The organism is Pedobacter sp. AC163, assembly GCF_979258665.1.
In genome coordinates this window covers 2,032,248-2,049,331 of the sequence record NZ_OZ409872.1, presented here as the reverse complement: position 1 = coordinate 2,049,331, position 17,084 = coordinate 2,032,248, and the positions used below count along the sequence as shown (strand labels likewise).

The following is a 17,084-nucleotide window of genomic DNA, read 5'->3' as shown; positions in this document are numbered from 1 at the left end:
TTTAAGGCAGTTATTTATAAATACTACAAAAATTAAACTAAATTGTTCGCCCGCTATAAAAATTTAACACTGGCGATTTATTAAAGTATTAAAAATGAAATTATTAAATCTTAATATAACCTTCGAACAGTACAATGGAGTTAGTGAATTAAATGAGCAAGATGCCATACTTTGTGAAAACGCGGAGAAAGCGTTGGCAAGTTCGTATTCCCCTTATTCAAAATTCCGGGTAGGAACCGCTATCCGTTTGGCTTCTGGTGAAATAATATTGGGCAGCAACCAGGAAAATCTGGCCTATCCTTCTGGTTTATGTGCCGAGCGTGTTGCACTCTTTTCCATTGGTTCGGCGTATCCAGATGCAGTGATCGAAAGTATGGCCATTACAGCGCAAACCGATGCCTTTGAAATTTTGAAGCCAGTTACCTCTTGCGGTGGTTGTTTGCAGGTAATGGCCGAGTTTGAAAGGAAGCAAGCATCGCCAATTGAAGTAATATTTTACTGTTTAAACGGCGAAGTTTTAAAAGTGCCCAGTGTACAAAGTTTGTTGCCATTTTCATTTGTAGAAGATCGCTTAGGGGCTAAAGCTTAAAAATATTTGGAAATTGGCAGTTCTGTAATCCTTCGGCATTTTAGCCCTGCTATCGCTGCAAGTCCTCGCTTTTATAAAAGCAGAAAATGCTTTTATTCGCTGCGGGCTTTTCGCTTTAATCAGGTTTATATTTTTCGGCTGATGTTCTTGGGTTAGGTTAAGTCCCACCCACAATATTATTCTTTATAAAATGCTTTTTCTTCTCTGATATTCAATAAATTAGTAAAAAAATCATCAGTATGGAGAATGAACAGAACAATATTTTAACTCGGAGAAGGTTGTTACAATTGCTTGCAATATCTTCGATTGGTTCAGCTGCACTGCCTTCTCAAGCTTTTGCCGATATTAAATCGCCATGAGATATTTTTGATGATATTAAGAAACCTATCTTCGTACCTGAAAATGCTGGTAAAAAAGGCAAAATCGGTGATGGAGACATCAGTTTTAAACTTAATAAAAGCCAAACCGATGGCCATGTTGGCATAACTGAATCTACACTACCTGTTGGTTATTTGGGCGCCCCGCCACATTATCATAAAACTTTCGATGAAATTTGTAGAGTGACACAAGGCGTTTTAACCATTATGGTAGGCAATGAGTTATTCGAGGTAAAAGCTGGTGATTGGCATTTACGTCCACGAGGAATTGTTCATAGCTTTTGGAACACTGGCAAAGAAACCGTAAAGTTTATAGAATTGTACAGTCCTGCTGGCCACGAAGCATATATGAGCGATTTGGCTGACTTGTTTATTAACAATCAACGACCAAAACCTGGTGATTTGGATCGACTGGCGAAACAATATGATATCACTTTCGATTGGCCAAGGTTAAAAGAGATCATGGATAAATATAAAGTTCATTTGTAGTGTAAGAGCAAGAAAGGTTTATTTCAAAGTCACATCCAAATAAACCGAGTGGCGGCCATAAGAATCGTAAAATGGTTTAAAGGTAACACTTGAAAAAACTGATGAATTTACGCCACAAGCTTATATTCGGATCACTCAGCCGGTTAAAATTCCAGGAGTACGCAGTTATGAGTTAATAGGAGATTATAAACAGGAGCGTGGCGCAACGCAGGTTAAACTTTCAACTTCCAACGTAGTGCAAGTCATTATCACCTAAATAATAAAGTTTTGCCTATTGTTTTTTGTTACAATCTATTTTGAATTTTTGCTGTTAAGCTATAAACAAAAATAACTATGTGGGTTTTATGGGCTATGCTTGCAGCAATATCAGCTGCATTGGTAATTGTACTAACAAAGGCGGGATTAAAAAATGTAGATTCCAGCTTGGCTTTTGCCATTCAAGCCGTCTTGATTTTACTCATTACCTGGGGAGTAGTTTTTTACCAGGGCAATTTTAGCGATTGGAAGGGAATCGAAAAAAATGCATGGATATTTCTGCTTTCGGCAGGGGTTTTTACATCATTGTCAACTTTGTTTTCTTATAAAGCGTTATCAATGGGCCCAGCATCTTATGTGGCTACTATTGAAAGAACGTCGTTAGTGATTGCTATTGTTTTATCCATCATCTTTTTGAAAGAAAAAATCACCTGGCAAATTGTAGTTGGTGGCACCGTGATGATTGCCGGTGCGGTACTTATCGCTTTATCAGATTCTGCTGAGTAATCTTCAAACAATTTACCGAGTTTTTTACAGGTTTTGATGTACTTCTAACCTAATTACAGCCTGCCTTGCCGATATTCCTAGGCACTTAAATGTGAATAACCTGTTTTTACACTGTGCAATCATTTTTATTATATTTACGGCTGCCAATTTCTGTAGATAAATGAGTGAAGAATCAGATCAAAACCTAAATCCAAACGAAGAGCATAAACACACCATTACACCAATTAACGGTTTGTACGAAAATTGGTTCCTCGATTACGCATCTTATGTAATTTTGGACAGGGCAGTTCCTCATATTCATGATGGATTAAAGCCTGTTCAACGTCGTATTATGCACTCGCTTAAGGAAATGGACGATGGACGTTTCAATAAAGCAGCGAATGTAATTGGTAACACGATGAAATATCACCCTCACGGGGATGCTTCTATCGGAGATGCGATGGTGCAGATTGGGCAGAAAGATTTGCTAATTGACATGCAGGGTAACTGGGGCGATCCGATTACTGGCGATAGCGCTGCGGCACCGAGATATATTGAAGCCCGGTTATCCAAGTTCGCCAATGAAGTTGTTTTTAATCCTGATACTACGGAGTGGCAGTTAAGTTATGATGGACGTAACAACGAACCGATTACTTTACCGGTGAAATTTCCGTTATTATTGGCACAAGGGGCAGAAGGTATTGCAGTTGGTTTGGCTACAAAGGTGATGCCTCACAATTTTATCGAATTGTTAGATGCCTCCATTGATGCCCTGAAAGGCGTTCGGCCTAATATTTTGCCCGACTTTTTTACTGGTGGAATGGCCGATTTTTCAAACTATAATGAAGGTCAGCGGGGTGGAAAAATTCGTGTTCGTGCTAAAATTACCGAAAAGGATAAAAAGACACTGGTTATAACAGAAGTTCCTTATAGTACCACTACAAGTTCCATCATTGATAGTATTTTGGCCGCCAATGATAAGGGTAAAATAAAAATCAAGAAAATTGAGGACAGTACAGCGGCTCATGTAGAAATTATTGTGCATTTAGCACCGGGTATTTCGCCGGATGTGACCATCGATGCACTTTATGCTTTTACCGCTTGTGAAGTTTCCATTTCTCCAAATACGTGTATTATTCAAGGTGACAAACCACACTTTATGAGTGTGAATGATATCTTAATTGAAAATACAAAGCATACTAAAAGTTTATTGAAAAAAGAATTGGAGATTCGCCTGCACGAGTTGCAGGAGAAAATTTTCTTCAGTTCGCTTTTAAAAATATTTATTCAGGAGGGAATGTATAAAAATCCTGAATATGAAAATTCGGCCAACTTTGATACGGTAGTTGAAGTTTTACACTTGCTTTTTGATCCTTTTAAGCCATCGCTCTATCGAGAAATATTACCAGAGGATTTTAAAAAACTGATCGATAAACCGATGAGCAGCATCACCAGGTTTGATGTGAAAAAGGCAGATGAGCAGATGAAAAACCTGGAGGATGAAATCAAAGTAGTTAAAAATCACTTGAAACATCTAACCGATTATGCCATCGCCTGGTTTCAGAAACTAAAAGATAAGTATAGCAAAGGCAGAGAACGAAAAACAGAAATCCGTTTATTTGATAGGGTAGAGGCATCAAAAGTGGCCTTGGCGAATGTTAAGTTGTATATGAACCGCGAGGATGGTTTTATTGGTACAGGTTTGCGTAAGGATGAATTTATTGCCGATTGCTCTGATATTGATGAAGTAATTGTTTTCCGTGAGGATGGAAAATGCATGATTACTAAGGTTGCTGATAAAACTTTTGTTGGCAAGGGGATTATCCATGCGCAGGTTTTTAAGAAAAACGACGAGCGAACAATTTACAATATGGTTTATAAAGATGGTTCTTCTGGCACGTCTTACATTAAACGTTTCGCGGTTGTTGGGGTTACCCGTGATAAGGAATACGATTTAACTAAGGGTTCGAAAGGTTCGAAGGTTTTATATTTCACTGCTAATCCAAATGGTGAGGCCGAAGTGGTTAACGTTGCTTTAAAGCCGCATTCAAAGTTACGTAAACTGCAATTTGATCAAGATTTTGCAGAAGTTGCCATAAAAGGTCGTGGTTCGCAAGGAAATATTATTTCCAAATATCCGGTCAAGAAAATCATTCTGAAAAGCAAAGGGGTATCCACTTTATCAGGACTAAAAATTTGGTACGATGATTTACTGAAGCGTTTAAATGTTGATGGACGAGGTAAGTACCTAGGCGAATTTGACGGCGATGACAGAATTTTGCAGGTTCATAAAGATGGATATTACGAGCTAAGCTCTTTTGAACTTAGTAATCACTTTGATGATGGGCTAATTTTGATTGAGAAGTTTGATGCCGATAAGATATTTGCTGCTGTTCATTTTGAAGGAAAAGCACAAAATTATTTCATCAAACGCTTCAATTTTGAATTACAGACGAATGGTAAAAAAGTCGTTTTTATTAGCGAAGAACCAAAATCCAAGCTGTTATTTCTCACGTCAAATCCTGCCGCTAAAGTATTGCTTGATGTATTGAAAGGCAAGACACAAATTCCGGAAACACTTGACTTAACATTGTCCGACCTGATTGATGTAAAAGGTTTGAAAGCTAATGGCAATCGTTTATCACCTCACGATGTTCAAAAGGTAGTTTTAGAAGAGCCTGAAATTGAAGCAGAAGAAGCTAATGAAAATGAGGGTAGTGGAGAAGATGAAACTTCGGTTGAAGAGAATCCTGTGGAGATAAAAGAAGATAACGAGGAAGCGGCTCCTGAAAACGTAGGTCCTAATAAAGGTGACGAGTCTACACAGGAAAAGCAAAAGCCTAAATTTGAGCGTAAGCCTGATTTGACGGCTGAAAAGCCAAGCGTGATGGAAAAGCCACTGGCTCAAAAGGCAGTCGATGAGGCCAAAGCTGTTGAAGAACCAGTTAATGAACCTAAAGCAGATACGGTTAAAAATCAGTCAGCTAAAGAATCGGAGAAACCAAAAGAAGAAAAGCCTATTAAGAAAGTTGATTTTGAAATCACCAATCCAGATGATATAGAAATTGATGAAAAAGGACAATTAGGCTTATTTTAAAAGCATTTTCTCAGCTCCAAACAAAAACAGCCGCTTGATTTTAATCAGGCGGCTGTTTTTGTTTCAAGTAGAATTGGCTATTTACTCTTAGCTATTTCTGGCTTGTTCTTTCTTGGTTCACTATTAATTGCTTTTAGTTTTTCGCTTAATTCTTTCGTTTCCAATTGCTTGCTTAAAAGCGTTTTCAGCTGGTTCCATTCCTCATTTGCTTTTTTTGTCTCTGAAAGTAATAATGCAAGCTCTTGATTCTGCGTTTTTAGTTTGGCAATTTCTACCGATTGTTCGGCAGTTCTTTTTTCAAGGGCTTTAACCATGATCATTAAAACACCTTCCATATCTGCCTGGGCGATGGTTGTATCGCTACCAATTGTTCCATATTTGTCTTTACCAAAAGCTGCATAAAAATCTTGTGCCATTGGGCCATAGTGGCGGTGATTTGCACCACGCTGAACTTTATAGTTCCAGGATCCCAATCTCATAGGTCTTAATTTTAGTAACATTTCTTCGCCGTTAGATGATATAAATCTTTCTTTTTTGGTGGAGTCGGATATGATATTCCACGAGTTGTCTCCAGGAGTTAAAGAAACACCTACATTCATATCATCGTTTGTAAATAACCTAAAACCACCAGCATAACGAGCGGTAAACTGGTTGGCAGCACTTGAAGTAGTATAATCCGCACGGTTTCCACTCAAACTAGATGCATCAGACAATACCAACGCACCCTCGTGTCTAGCTAAGCCTCTGTAGCCAATAGCCACGGCATAATCTTCCAGAGATTCTACTCTGTAACCAATAGCAACAGAACCTTGACCATTTGCTATAGTGGTATAACCTAGAGCCACCCCACAAAATCCACCAACAGTATTGCTCGCTCCTGCAGAAAAACCCGCAGTTCCAGTAACTGTGACGGCAGAACCAAATCCTACGCCAACTGTTGATAATACTTTAACTTGGTCGCCAAAAGCAACAGAGCCATATCCACTGGCAGTTACCTGATTTCCAAAAGCATAAGAATAGTCTTTGATATTCAAATCATCCCACTCCGTTGCAACAGCATTTCCAACTCGGAGTGCACCTTTTTTAGGGTACCACATCAAGCGAGTACCTGGTCCTTCTACTGGAATTGTACCTGTTAAAAATTTACCAGGTAGTACAAGGCCTCCTGAATTATCGAATTTGGCTGTATTGATAGTATTGTTTATGCTAGTCTTAAGCGTTAAAGCACCATTATCCTCTAATGTTAATCCATTACTGCCATTATTGGTAACAGGCTGATTATTTAATTTTAACGGAAGGGTTGCGGTATGGTTGCCTAAATCATCGCCAGAAACATTGTCTGGTTTCCAATTCGTACCATCAAATTTGAGTACTTGGTTTAAAGTTGGGGCAGTATTGGCAACCGCAACTGATTGGATTTTTGATACAACTGGATCTGGATAATTTCCAGTAAGGTCTCCACCAGCGGGTGATGCAGTAATGGTTCCTGGAATCCCCTGTGGTCCAATTGGACCTGCAGGCCCTGTTGCACCAACCGCTCCTTGAGGTCCAGCTGCCCCCGGCACGCCTTGTATCCCAATTGGTCCTGCTGGTCCGGTTAGTCCAATTGGTCCTTGCGTTCCTTTTGCGCCTGTTGCACCAATCGGTCCCTGAATGCCAATAGGTCCTTGTGGGCCGGCGGGTCCTATTGCACCAACTGGGCCTTGTGCGCCAATTGGTCCAGTCAAGCCCTGCAGTCCCATAGGTCCAGCGGGTCCTGTTAAACCAATCGGCCCCGTAGCCCCTGCAGGACCGTTTAATCCTATCGGGCCCTGTGCACCTGTTGGTCCGGCTGGGCCTACTGGTCCTATTGGGCCAGGCGTTCCGTTTGCAGAGTATAAAGCATAGGGTACACTCATTAATTGAGTAGTACCCAAATCAGTAAAACTCCCGCCTCCAATGGCTAGTTCTACCCTTAAGTATTGATTCGCATTTTGCCAAGGCACTCCAGCTAAAGTTCCTTGAGAGGGTGTCCCTTTACCTATTTGCAAAGTGAATAAACCTAATGTATTTGTGGTTAAATCATGGTTTTCAAGATATTGAACTGTACCATTGGTACTTCCGCCAAGGATAGATATGCGCACTTTTACATTTTGTTTTGCCAAAACTGTTCCATCATTATTTCTGGCAGCTGCCTGATAATTTATTCCAGTAAGACCACTTTGAGCAAGCACGTTGCCTACATATAAAAAGGTTGCTAGGGCAAGGATAAGCGTAATTTTTTTCATTTTGCTAAAATTTGATTAGGTCAATTAGATAATACATGAGCTCCTATAACTTGATTGAAAGAGATTCACTTGTTTAATTTGAATACCTGGACAGGGTAGGAGTATTTTATAGTTTAACTTGTTCTTTTTGAATTAATGGCAGTTTAATAGCATCTATTTTAGCCATTTTCTGAGCTGGAGCGAGGGTGGGTTGATCAGATGACAGGTTTTGGCCCGCTATTGTTGCAGGGATGTGAACATTTGTCTTGGCAACTTTAACATCTGTATTTTGTTGAACAGGCATGCTGCTTGGTGTAGATTGAGCTTTTGCATTTGCGATACCGATAAAAATCAGTATAAGCAAGAAAATTAATGTTTTCATTTTTTTAATTTTAAGTTGAGTGTTATAGATTAATCGATGGCATAACTTAAGGTGAACTTTATCCCATTTCTAAGTACATATCGCTTGGCAGTTGGCGCTATGTAGCTCATATCAAATTGTATAGGCTTTAATTTCAGTCCTAACCCAAGTGCAAAGTGCTGCCTGTTTCCTTTTTCTGGATCCTCATAAAAATATCCTGTTCGTACAAACAATTGATTTTGGTAAGAAAATTCTATTCCTCCAGCAATGGTGAATTCTGATATCTCTTCCCTAAATCCACCGGGAGCATCAAATAAAGAAGTAAACAATCCGCTTGGAACACTTCTACTTGGATCTTTTCCCTTTTCAATTTCTGTAGTTGTTATTCCATTTGCATCCAATTTATACCTTGGAGCAGTTGGTACCATCAACTTATTGAGGTCAACTAGAAAAGTGATGCTATTGGTTTGACTTTTTAGTATCGTGTAACCACCACCGATTCTCAAATTCATTGGCAGAAATGATTCGCCGGCAGATACTGATGAGTATTTTAATTTTGTACCTATGTTGGTTAAACTTACCCCCCAAGCATATCTGGAGGTATTTAAGGTTTTTTCAGAGTAAATACTAATGTCTGCAGAATAACCATTTACAGCATTCACTTCCAAACCATTAAACATTCCGTTGCCTAAATCGCTTCTGATGTATCTTGCTGCCAAGGCTATAGCTAAATCATTTCCAAATTTTCTGGAATAAGTGCCATCGATTGAAAACTCACTTGCCTGATACTGTTGAAGCAATCCTCCAGCGTCATTTCGAAAATTTATAGTCCCTAAATCGAAATATTTCAATGAAAGGCCGACTACATCTTTATCGCTAAATTTATGATAAGCACTTAAGTTGCCGAGGTGCAGGTTTTTATCTACTTCACGCATCCAGGGAACGTAAGAAACGCTGATTCCAGTTGTATTGGCAAAAGAAAGTTTGGCGCCATTTACATAATTGGAATTTGCATCGCTAACAAGTCCTGTTCCAGCTTCTGCCACTCCCGTATTCCTTGCATCAGTACTAACTAATAAAAAAGAAGCAGCTGTTGTTACTGTGCGGTATTGGTTTTGTACCTGCGCTTTACTATAAATTGCCAGACAAAGCGAAAGCAATAAAACTGATGAGGTTTTGATAAGCGTTTTCATGGAAAGTATTTAAGTAAGAGATTAAAGTCTTATTGGATTACAAGCTTTTCAGAATAGGTTCTGAAGTTGGCATAAAGTACTACATGGTACATTCCGGAGGCCAATCCATTTAGTGGAATAATGTATTCTACCTTTCCTGCCAGGCTCGTTACAGTGCTGGAGTGTACAATTTGACCAGCGTTATTAACCAGGTTGATTAGAACCTTGCTATCACTAAATAAATCGAAATCTACCTTTGTTCTGCCAACAGCTGGGTTTGGATAAACCCTCATGTTACCTACAGCGGGTACAATGATGTTAGATATAGTGAATTCTGGTTGCTGGAAACCTTGAGTAAGTAAAATACCGGCAGTCTGCTGAGTGAGTATTGCGACTTCGCCTACGGTATATTGTACAAGAACATTGCCTACTTGCGCACTGCCGCCAGTACTGGCCACCACATTTCTGGTAAGCATGGTTTGAGCTTTTGAATTTGAAATAGCAATAGATAAAAATAGCAAAAGTAGAGATACCGTTTTCATAGAGCGTAGGAGTTTGACTAGTTAATTTTCGTAAAATCAATTACTGATTTTTATTTTCCAATCACTATTTCTCTATTTTTTTTAGGGATTTTTAGAGCAGCGTTAATGATCGAACTATACAAATTGACATAAATCAATTTGTTAATTCAATACGCTTTTTACGGTATTTTTTGAAGGGATTTTACTCGTAGCCTAAAAACATTTTATTCTCCATGGCATACTTAACCAACGATGCAGTATTGTTTAAATCAAGCTTGTGAAAAATATTTTTTCGATGAGTATCTACTGTCCTCGTACTCAAAAAAAGTAGGTCTGCTATTTGTGCATTTGTATTTCCCTCAACAATAAGGTTAACAATTTCCATCTCCCTTGCCGAAAGTGTGTGTTTCGTTTTGGGTTTTTTATGTTTGATGTTATTCAAAAATTCATCGAGAATATCATTAAGACTTTCTGATACATAGTATTCCTCGTTCATCACGCAATCAATAGCCTTAAAGAGGTGTTTATCGTCCGTATCCTTAAAAAGGAAGCCATTTGCCCCAGCTTCGAGCATATTAAGAACGCTTCGCTTATCATTAAGCATTGATAGCACAATTACTTTAATGTTAGGGTGATTCGTTTTTATCAGCTTGATGGTTTGATAACCGTTTAATATGGGCATATTGATATCTAGCAAGATAACATCTGGAGATTGGTGTAGTAGTAAATCAATCACTTCCATGCCGTTATTTGCAATTGCAACTACTTCGTAATCATTTCTTACGGCCAAAATGAGTTTGAGCCCATTAATCAACACCTTATGATCGTCGGCTATCAAAATTTTAACTGCCATTTTTAAACTTTAAAATTTGTTTTAAATTAATTGTGATGGTCACCGCTACTCCTTTTCCAATTTGCGTATCAATAGCCAGATCTGCTTTTATAGCTTTGATATGAGCCTCGATATTGTAAAGCCCGTATCCTCTTTTTACGAGTAAAGTATCATAACCCATGCCATCATCTTCATATAAAATGATCACTTTTTCATCTCGATTAATAATTGCGATGTAAATGTTTTTAGCGCCTGCATGTTTGATGGTGTTGTTAATCAACTCCTGGCAAATTCTGTAGAGCGAATACTGTTGTGTACTTTTAAGTGCGATGTTGAAGCCTGCATAATCAAAATGTATGGTAATGATTTTGAGTTTGTTGATATTCTCAATCAGGTCTTCAAGTGCTGTAATTAATCCATGTTCATCAATAGTTTTGGGGCTTAAGTTGATCAACGTCGATCTTAATACGCTAACCGCCTGATCAATATATTCTGATGAAAGTTTGCGTAGTTCACCGCCATCTATCATTTTATTGATGTCGCCTGCCAGAAGATAGTGTTTCAACGATGATAGGCGCAAACCGACATCATCATGAAGATCATCAGCTATTCTTTTTCGGTCTGCCTTTTGGAAATTGATCATTTGACGAAGCTGAAGTATTTGTAGATGTTTTATCCACCTTAAATAAATAACAAAGCCCATAAAAGAGATGATGATCAGACTCAATAAACAAATCACCAAAAACCACCACTTTTGCCAGAATGGAGCGCTGATGTAGATGGGTAGTTCGGTTCTTTTATTGCTATACACATCAACTAACACTAACTTGAATTTTCCGGATGGCATATTTGGAAAACGAATACTGTTACTGCCTATAACAGTGATCTTCTTATCGTCGTAACCAACCATTTGATAAACAATTTTTCTTTGTTTTGGATTGGTGAAATCCATCGGACTAAATGCAATTGTAATCGTGTTTTGGTTGTGTTTTAAGTTTAGCTTGGATATTGTAGTTGGGATACCAACTAGCGAGGACGTTTTATCGTTTATTAATATAGATGTAATTTGAGGTTTGGCAACGCTGGTGTAAACCTTCGCTTTTGAGGGGTTCACTACATTTATGCCGTTTATTCCTCCAAAATAGAGCAAACCATCGTTACAGGAAAGTGCTGAGTTAATATTGAAAACCATGCTTTGTAAACCGTCAGCAGTAACATAACGGGTTTGATTTGCCTGTTTAGGTTCGTAAAAATAAAGACCATGATTGGTTCCAAGCCATAAATTGTTGTTTCGATCGGCGAGTATACTGGTGCAATTCGCATCCAATAGGCTGTACTTATCCAATGTTTTAGTAACCGTATTAAACCTGATCAGCCCGGAGCTAGTCCCTAAATAAATGGTCTCATCAATAGTAATGTTTCCATTTATGCCGAATGGAGTTGGCGCTATTTTCTGATCCAGAACAAATCGATCACCTTTTAATTTAGCTGAATAAAGCGAGGTATAATAGGTTTGAACCAATACCTCATCTTTATTAAAGGGTATAATTCTTTGAATATTTGGCCAGGTAATCGACTGATTAAAACCCTTGTCTGCAGCAAACAAAAGCTCATGGCTTGCGCTTATGGATAGTTTAGCTACTCCGTACTCTGTAGCGGCAAATAGCGTGTTATTAATTTTCACAATCTGGTTAATCTGCACCTTTCCATTTTGCTTTTCAGAAAACTTTATTTTTAATGGGATGAACCTATCAATCTTACTTTCGTAAAGAAAAAATCGTCCATCGGCAAGCTCTAATAATACATCCCCGTTGCTCGTTTCAACAAGCTTTGAGATACCTATTTTTGCAAATTCATTTTTAAATGGCTTCTTTAAATCTTTTAGGTAGATGTACAAGCCTCCATTTTTTGTGCCACACCACAGCTGTCCATTTTTAAGCCTCAGCATGGCCACAACATCATTATCAAATCCAGTGGGTACAGTGTTCGTTTTCTCTAATAGCCGAGTAAATATCACCTTATTCAAATTGGTATAATCTAGTCCATGGCCGTCAATACCAATAAAAAGATTTTGTTTTTGATCGATGTAAATTCTCCTGATATAGTTACCGGAAAGGCTTAAAGAATTGTCCGACTCGTGGCTATACCAGCCAAAAAATTTCCTTGATACTAAATTGAATAAGAGCAAACCATCGTTTCTTGTGCCAACTAATAGCCAGGGTTGGTCTGGATATTTAGCAATTGCAGTCGCGATTATTTTCTTGTTTGTTTTACAATTGCTGAATATTTGATGGCTTTTAGTTTTGGGATTGAGAAGAATTAAACCTTTATCCGTTCCAAGCCAAAGCGACGTGTCGGTTTCAACGTAAACGTCTTCAACGTGGCTATTTAACGGAGGGGAATCGTTATTCATCAAAAATTTCTGAACATGTTCTTCTTTTGTATCGTTAGCTTTATTGATATAAATTCCCTTTACTCCACGGCTTATAAACCAATCTAACTCGTGATAGAATGGAATAGGAACAAATTGAAAACCGTTAGAGTAAGTTGTAATGTATTTGGTTTTCTTAGTTTGATTACTGTACCTGTAAATATTTCCGGCAAGATAAACCCACAAATCTTTCCGATGATCGATGTAAAATGGAAAAGAATAGTAATTATCTTTTAAGTTCGGATTTTCAGGAAATTTATAACTGGTAAAATTATCTTGTTGCCTGTTATATTTAACCAGATTATTTTGCGAGCCTATGATTAAATCGCCTGCGCTGTCTTCGATAATATTGGTAATATAATTGCCAGGAAAGTTTTTAGAATTGTTGATGTTTTTGTAGGTGTAACAAGTTGTTCCATCAAAGCGGTTTAAACCATTTTCAGTTCCAACCCATAAAAAGCCATTCCTATCGATGTGCAGGGCTCTGATCGTCGGATCGCTAAGTCCATCTTCAAGGGTTAAATGTTTAAATAAAAGGGTAGGTTTAGTTTGCGAATAGCCGATCAATCCACCAAAGAAAAGGCAGAAAACGCTACAAAGCTTTATCATAAAATTTAATCTCTGGAGAGCGTTATTAAATCGCATATTAAATTTATTTGATCGGTTTCTATCTTAAATATAGAAAATATAATGTTACATCTTTAGTTATGTACTAATAATCAGCTACTTGCTTTGGTTAGTGATTTTTATTATTTGCCATGGGAAAAATAAAACTATATTTGCGTCACTCAAAGGGGTGCTTTTTGTTCTGCAATTTCTGTTGCAATCAAGAGGCTGAGATTACACCCATTTTAAGCGAAAAGTCAAGAGTGAAAAGTTTGAAGAACTTTCAACTTTGAACACTAAACTTTCAACTTAAATGCACCTGATTCGGATAATGCCGACGGAGGGAAGAGGTTAAATTATCTTACTGTTTCGCCCTGAAAGCAGTTTTCAATTATTTTTTATTAGTCGGAAGACATCAAATTATTGTTAATGAATTTTCAAGAGTGGTTCAGGCTTTTTCAGGAGCAAATTTTACATACCTCGTTAATCGAATGGCTGGCCGTAGGCTTTGGCGTTTCTGAAGTGTTGCTGGCAAAGAAAAACAACATTTGGCTTTATCCTACAGGTATTGTTTCTATCTTACTATCCATGTATCTGCTTTTAAATGTAAAGCTATATGCCGAAATGTGCCTTAGTATTTACTATTTAATCATGAGCGTTTACGGTTGGATTATCTGGAAGAAACGCAAAGTTGAAGGGGCAAACCAAGTGGCCTGGAGCACTAACAATGAGTTACTCATTGCGGTTATGATTTCGGTAGTTGGCTTTTTTGTTTTCTATTTTGTACTGCGCAACCATACCGATTCAGATGTACCACTTCTCGATGCATTTGTATCAAGCACAGCCTGGGCAGGAATGTGGCTTTTGGCCAAACGTAAAATTGAAAACTGGATTTTTCTAAATGTGTCGAACGTTGTAGCTATCCCGCTCCTGTTTCATAAAAAGTTGCCTTTAATGGCTTGTTTAACTATTTTCTTGTTTGTAGTTGCCATTTTCGGTTTTATCGATTGGAAGAAGATTATAGGCAAAAGAAGCCTTCGAACCATTTAACTCATCAACCCTATATTAAATCGGAATCCCATGGAAAATACATTAACACAAACCTGGCAGGAAAAGGTAAAGGCATTCGCGGCACCATCTGAAGAAATGGGCGAGCTGCACCCGTCGATTTTAGAACTTGCCTATCAGGAAAATTGGTTTAAACTTTTTGTGCCCGAGATTTATGGTGGTGCAGGTAAAAAGCTGCCCGAAATATTAAGATTAGAGGAAGAACTTGCCGAAGCCGATGGAAGCTTAGGCTGGACCATCACTTTGTGTGCCGGAGCAGCATGGTTCGCGGGTTTTCTAAATCCTGAACTGGCTTCGGAAATATTTGCAGACCGAGAAGTTTGTTTTGCTGGAAGCGGTGCAGTTGGTGGTATGGCGGTTAAAACGAATAATGGTTATCTGGTAAACGGCCACTGGAAATATGCAAGCGGTGCTTTGCATGCTACTATATTTACCGCCAATTGTGTACTAAAAAATCCAGATGAAAGCGATATTCTGGATGAGAACGGAAACCCGGTTATTAAATCATTTATTCTTAAGCGGGATGAGGTAGAAATTTTAGCAGGATGGTCTTACTTTGGGTTAATTGCTACCGGAAGCCATGCCTTTGAGGTAAAAGATTTGGTAGTACCAACCAATAGAACTTTTACCATTAATAGTAATATCGAAGTGGCTGATGAAGGTTTTGACTATCCTTTTCTACAGCTTGCAGAAACTACTTTGGCTGTAAATAGCTTAGGTATGGCAAAACATTTTATAGCACTTGTAGAAGAAGCTTTTAAATCACGATCGGGGTTGAAGAGATACAATGAACAACAAATTTTGTTCTTCCAATCAGAATTGCAAAAATGTAAAGAAGAGATTGCAGATTTACGCAGCCGATTCTATAATGCCTTCGATCAATCCTGGAGCCAATTGATTACCTTAGGAAAAATTGAAGAAAATTTACTTGCAGAAGTAAGTTTAACTAGTAGGAAACTCGCTCATGCTTGCCGACGAGCGAGTGACACCTTATTTCCGTATTGCGGATTAGAAGCTGCAAAGAAAGAAAGCGAAATCAATAGAGTTTGGCGAGACATCCATACAGCTAGCCAACATGCGTTGTTAACTTTTGTAGATTAGCAATTGATTATAATGTTCTTGCTTTAATTTTCTTCAGCTCTAGTTCAAAGTTAGTAGTTGATATCTGCTCCTTCTTAGCTTTCTCGATAGCTGTTTCTTGCGTTTTGATTGCTTCTTCGAAGTAACCAATTCGATATAAAATATGAGCTAACGTATCGTAATATCCCGAAATTGGATTTAATTCTATTGAACGCCGACTCCAAAGCATGGCCTTGGTTAAATAATTGATATTCTTAGTTCCAATTTCGTAAAACTTCCAGGCTGCATTGTTGAGTTCATTTGCGTAGTTATTACCTGAAGAACTTATAGATACAATAGATGAAGTCACCGTTTTAATGCCGGGAAGTTTCATTAGACTATCCATTTTCTCTTTTGAAACCATCTTCTTTGCACCCAATTGAAGAGATTGATTTTTTGAATTAACTGTATGGTTTCGCTGTTCAATTTTTTTGATGCTATCTGCACCGATATTCATGTAATGATTGTCGTAGAAATATGCCGCCGTTCTAAGATATGAAGCAGTATCCTTTACTGTACTGTAATACCAGAGCATTTGATTATTATACGACCTATCGGCTCCACGGTAATCTCTAGACCAAGTTGACCGGGCAAAATTTGCACCTGCCATCGCTTTGTTCAGATTCTTATCTTTCGCCGCCGCAATCATCGTATTTGATATAATTGCATTGTTAAATGCTACCCGTTTATATTGTGGTTCTGTTTTGTATATGCTATCTACAAGCTTTCGGTTTGTATAGGCAAGCCTGTATGCGGTGCCATCTGCATAGGGTCCGGCCTCTAGAATATAAACAACATTATCATAATTGTTAAAATCACTGATTTTCAAATTACCAACATATTGCTCTATTAAGTCTGCGTTGTTCGTAATGCCAATTTTCTTGCGGGCATCAATTAACTTTTTTAATGTTACAGCGTCTCCCTTCTGTTGAGCATCTTTCTCCAAGTCTGAAATTGACTTTTCTTTAAAAGCAGCTTTTGCCCTTTCAATCAATGAAAAATATCTGTTTTTATCTGTAGAGTTTGCAGATTCACTAAAGAATATTTCCCTGTTCGACCGAAGAAAGATATACGCAGGAAATTGTTTGATATTGCCCGAACGCATGATAGACCGCACGCTGGTATCAACCATCGTAGTGTTAAATACTACAAAGTTTTCTTCGACTTTTGATATGACCTCTTTGTCATCTAAAGCAGATGTGAAATCTACTTTGGCATTCTCAGGTAGTTTTTTCAAATGATCAATAGTAGGAGTATTAATGATCAGGAATACCGGCTTTCCGCTTTTTGCAGCTGTAGAGAATGCAGCGGTTAATGATTTGGCAGATTTAAGTTTTTGCGAAAAGCTGGCCAATGAAGAAAGTAGAAATGCAGTAATAATTAAGATGGATTTCATGAAGAGCGCAATTAGATGATTTAAAAAAACAAAAGCCCG

The 17,084-nt window shown here is 38.1% G+C and carries 13 protein-coding genes; 6 read left to right on the top strand and 7 right to left on the bottom strand.

Annotated elements, in window-relative coordinates:
- Window positions 1-94: 94 nt before the first annotated feature.
- The 4 genes from ACZZZK_RS08630 to ACZZZK_RS08615 all read left to right on the top strand — a co-directional run bounded on the left by ACZZZK_RS08630 (window position 95) and on the right by ACZZZK_RS08615 (window position 5,293).
- Window positions 95-589 (top strand): cytidine deaminase, encoded by a 495-nt coding sequence (locus ACZZZK_RS08630; protein WP_463483795.1) that lies wholly within the window; start codon window positions 95-97, stop codon window positions 587-589.
- 362 nt (window positions 590-951) lie between these two features.
- Complete coding sequence (locus tag ACZZZK_RS08625; protein ID WP_463486284.1) at window positions 952-1,455, top strand: cupin domain-containing protein; 504 nt, start codon at window positions 952-954, stop codon at window positions 1,453-1,455.
- Window positions 1,456-1,788: 333 nt separating this feature from the next.
- Window positions 1,789-2,217 carry an EamA family transporter gene (locus tag ACZZZK_RS08620; protein WP_463483794.1) on the top strand — a complete coding sequence of 143 codons (429 nt, stop codon included), beginning with the start codon at window positions 1,789-1,791 and terminating at the stop codon, window positions 2,215-2,217.
- 160 nt (window positions 2,218-2,377) lie between these two features.
- Complete coding sequence (locus tag ACZZZK_RS08615) at window positions 2,378-5,293, top strand: DNA gyrase/topoisomerase IV subunit A (protein ID WP_463483793.1); 2,916 nt, start codon at window positions 2,378-2,380, stop codon at window positions 5,291-5,293.
- Window positions 5,294-5,370: 77 nt separating this feature from the next.
- Here ACZZZK_RS08615 and ACZZZK_RS08610 read toward each other — a convergent pair whose 3' ends face one another.
- From ACZZZK_RS08610 to ACZZZK_RS08585, 6 genes are all read right to left on the bottom strand, one after another.
- Window positions 5,371-7,560: a tail fiber domain-containing protein gene (locus tag ACZZZK_RS08610; RefSeq protein ID WP_463483792.1), complete on the bottom strand. Its 2,190-nt coding sequence runs from the start codon at window positions 7,558-7,560 to the stop codon at window positions 5,371-5,373.
- Between the two features lie 106 nt (window positions 7,561-7,666).
- Complete coding sequence (locus tag ACZZZK_RS08605; RefSeq protein WP_463483791.1) at window positions 7,667-7,921, bottom strand: hypothetical protein; 255 nt, start codon at window positions 7,919-7,921, stop codon at window positions 7,667-7,669.
- Between the two features lie 29 nt (window positions 7,922-7,950).
- On the bottom strand, window positions 7,951-9,093 hold the full coding sequence (gene porV / locus ACZZZK_RS08600; protein WP_463483790.1) for a type IX secretion system outer membrane channel protein PorV: 1,143 nt from the start codon (window positions 9,091-9,093) through the stop codon (window positions 7,951-7,953).
- 29 nt (window positions 9,094-9,122) lie between these two features.
- Window positions 9,123-9,614: a T9SS type A sorting domain-containing protein gene (locus tag ACZZZK_RS08595; RefSeq protein WP_463483789.1), complete on the bottom strand. Its 492-nt coding sequence runs from the start codon at window positions 9,612-9,614 to the stop codon at window positions 9,123-9,125.
- A 181-nt stretch (window positions 9,615-9,795) separates the two neighbouring features.
- A complete protein-coding gene (locus ACZZZK_RS08590; protein ID WP_463483788.1) occupies window positions 9,796-10,446 on the bottom strand; it encodes a response regulator in 651 nt (216 codons plus the stop codon).
- Window positions 10,436-13,465 carry a ligand-binding sensor domain-containing protein gene (locus ACZZZK_RS08585; protein ID WP_463483787.1) on the bottom strand — a complete coding sequence of 1,010 codons (3,030 nt, stop codon included), beginning with the start codon at window positions 13,463-13,465 and terminating at the stop codon, window positions 10,436-10,438. Before ACZZZK_RS08585 ends, ACZZZK_RS08590 begins: the two co-directional genes overlap by 11 nt.
- 426 nt (window positions 13,466-13,891) lie before the next feature.
- On the opposite strand from ACZZZK_RS08585, the gene pnuC reads away from it, so the two are divergent.
- Complete coding sequence (pnuC, locus tag ACZZZK_RS08580; RefSeq protein ID WP_463483786.1) at window positions 13,892-14,512, top strand: nicotinamide riboside transporter PnuC; 621 nt, start codon at window positions 13,892-13,894, stop codon at window positions 14,510-14,512.
- 30 nt (window positions 14,513-14,542) lie between these two features.
- Window positions 14,543-15,631, top strand: coding sequence for an acyl-CoA dehydrogenase family protein (locus ACZZZK_RS08575; protein ID WP_463483785.1), 1,089 nt, complete (start codon window positions 14,543-14,545; stop codon window positions 15,629-15,631).
- Between the two features lie 7 nt (window positions 15,632-15,638).
- Here the strand turns inward: ACZZZK_RS08575 and ACZZZK_RS08570 are convergent, their stop codons facing one another.
- A complete protein-coding gene (locus tag ACZZZK_RS08570; protein WP_463483784.1) occupies window positions 15,639-17,045 on the bottom strand; it encodes a hypothetical protein in 1,407 nt (468 codons plus the stop codon).
- Window positions 17,046-17,084: the final 39 nt, after the last annotated feature.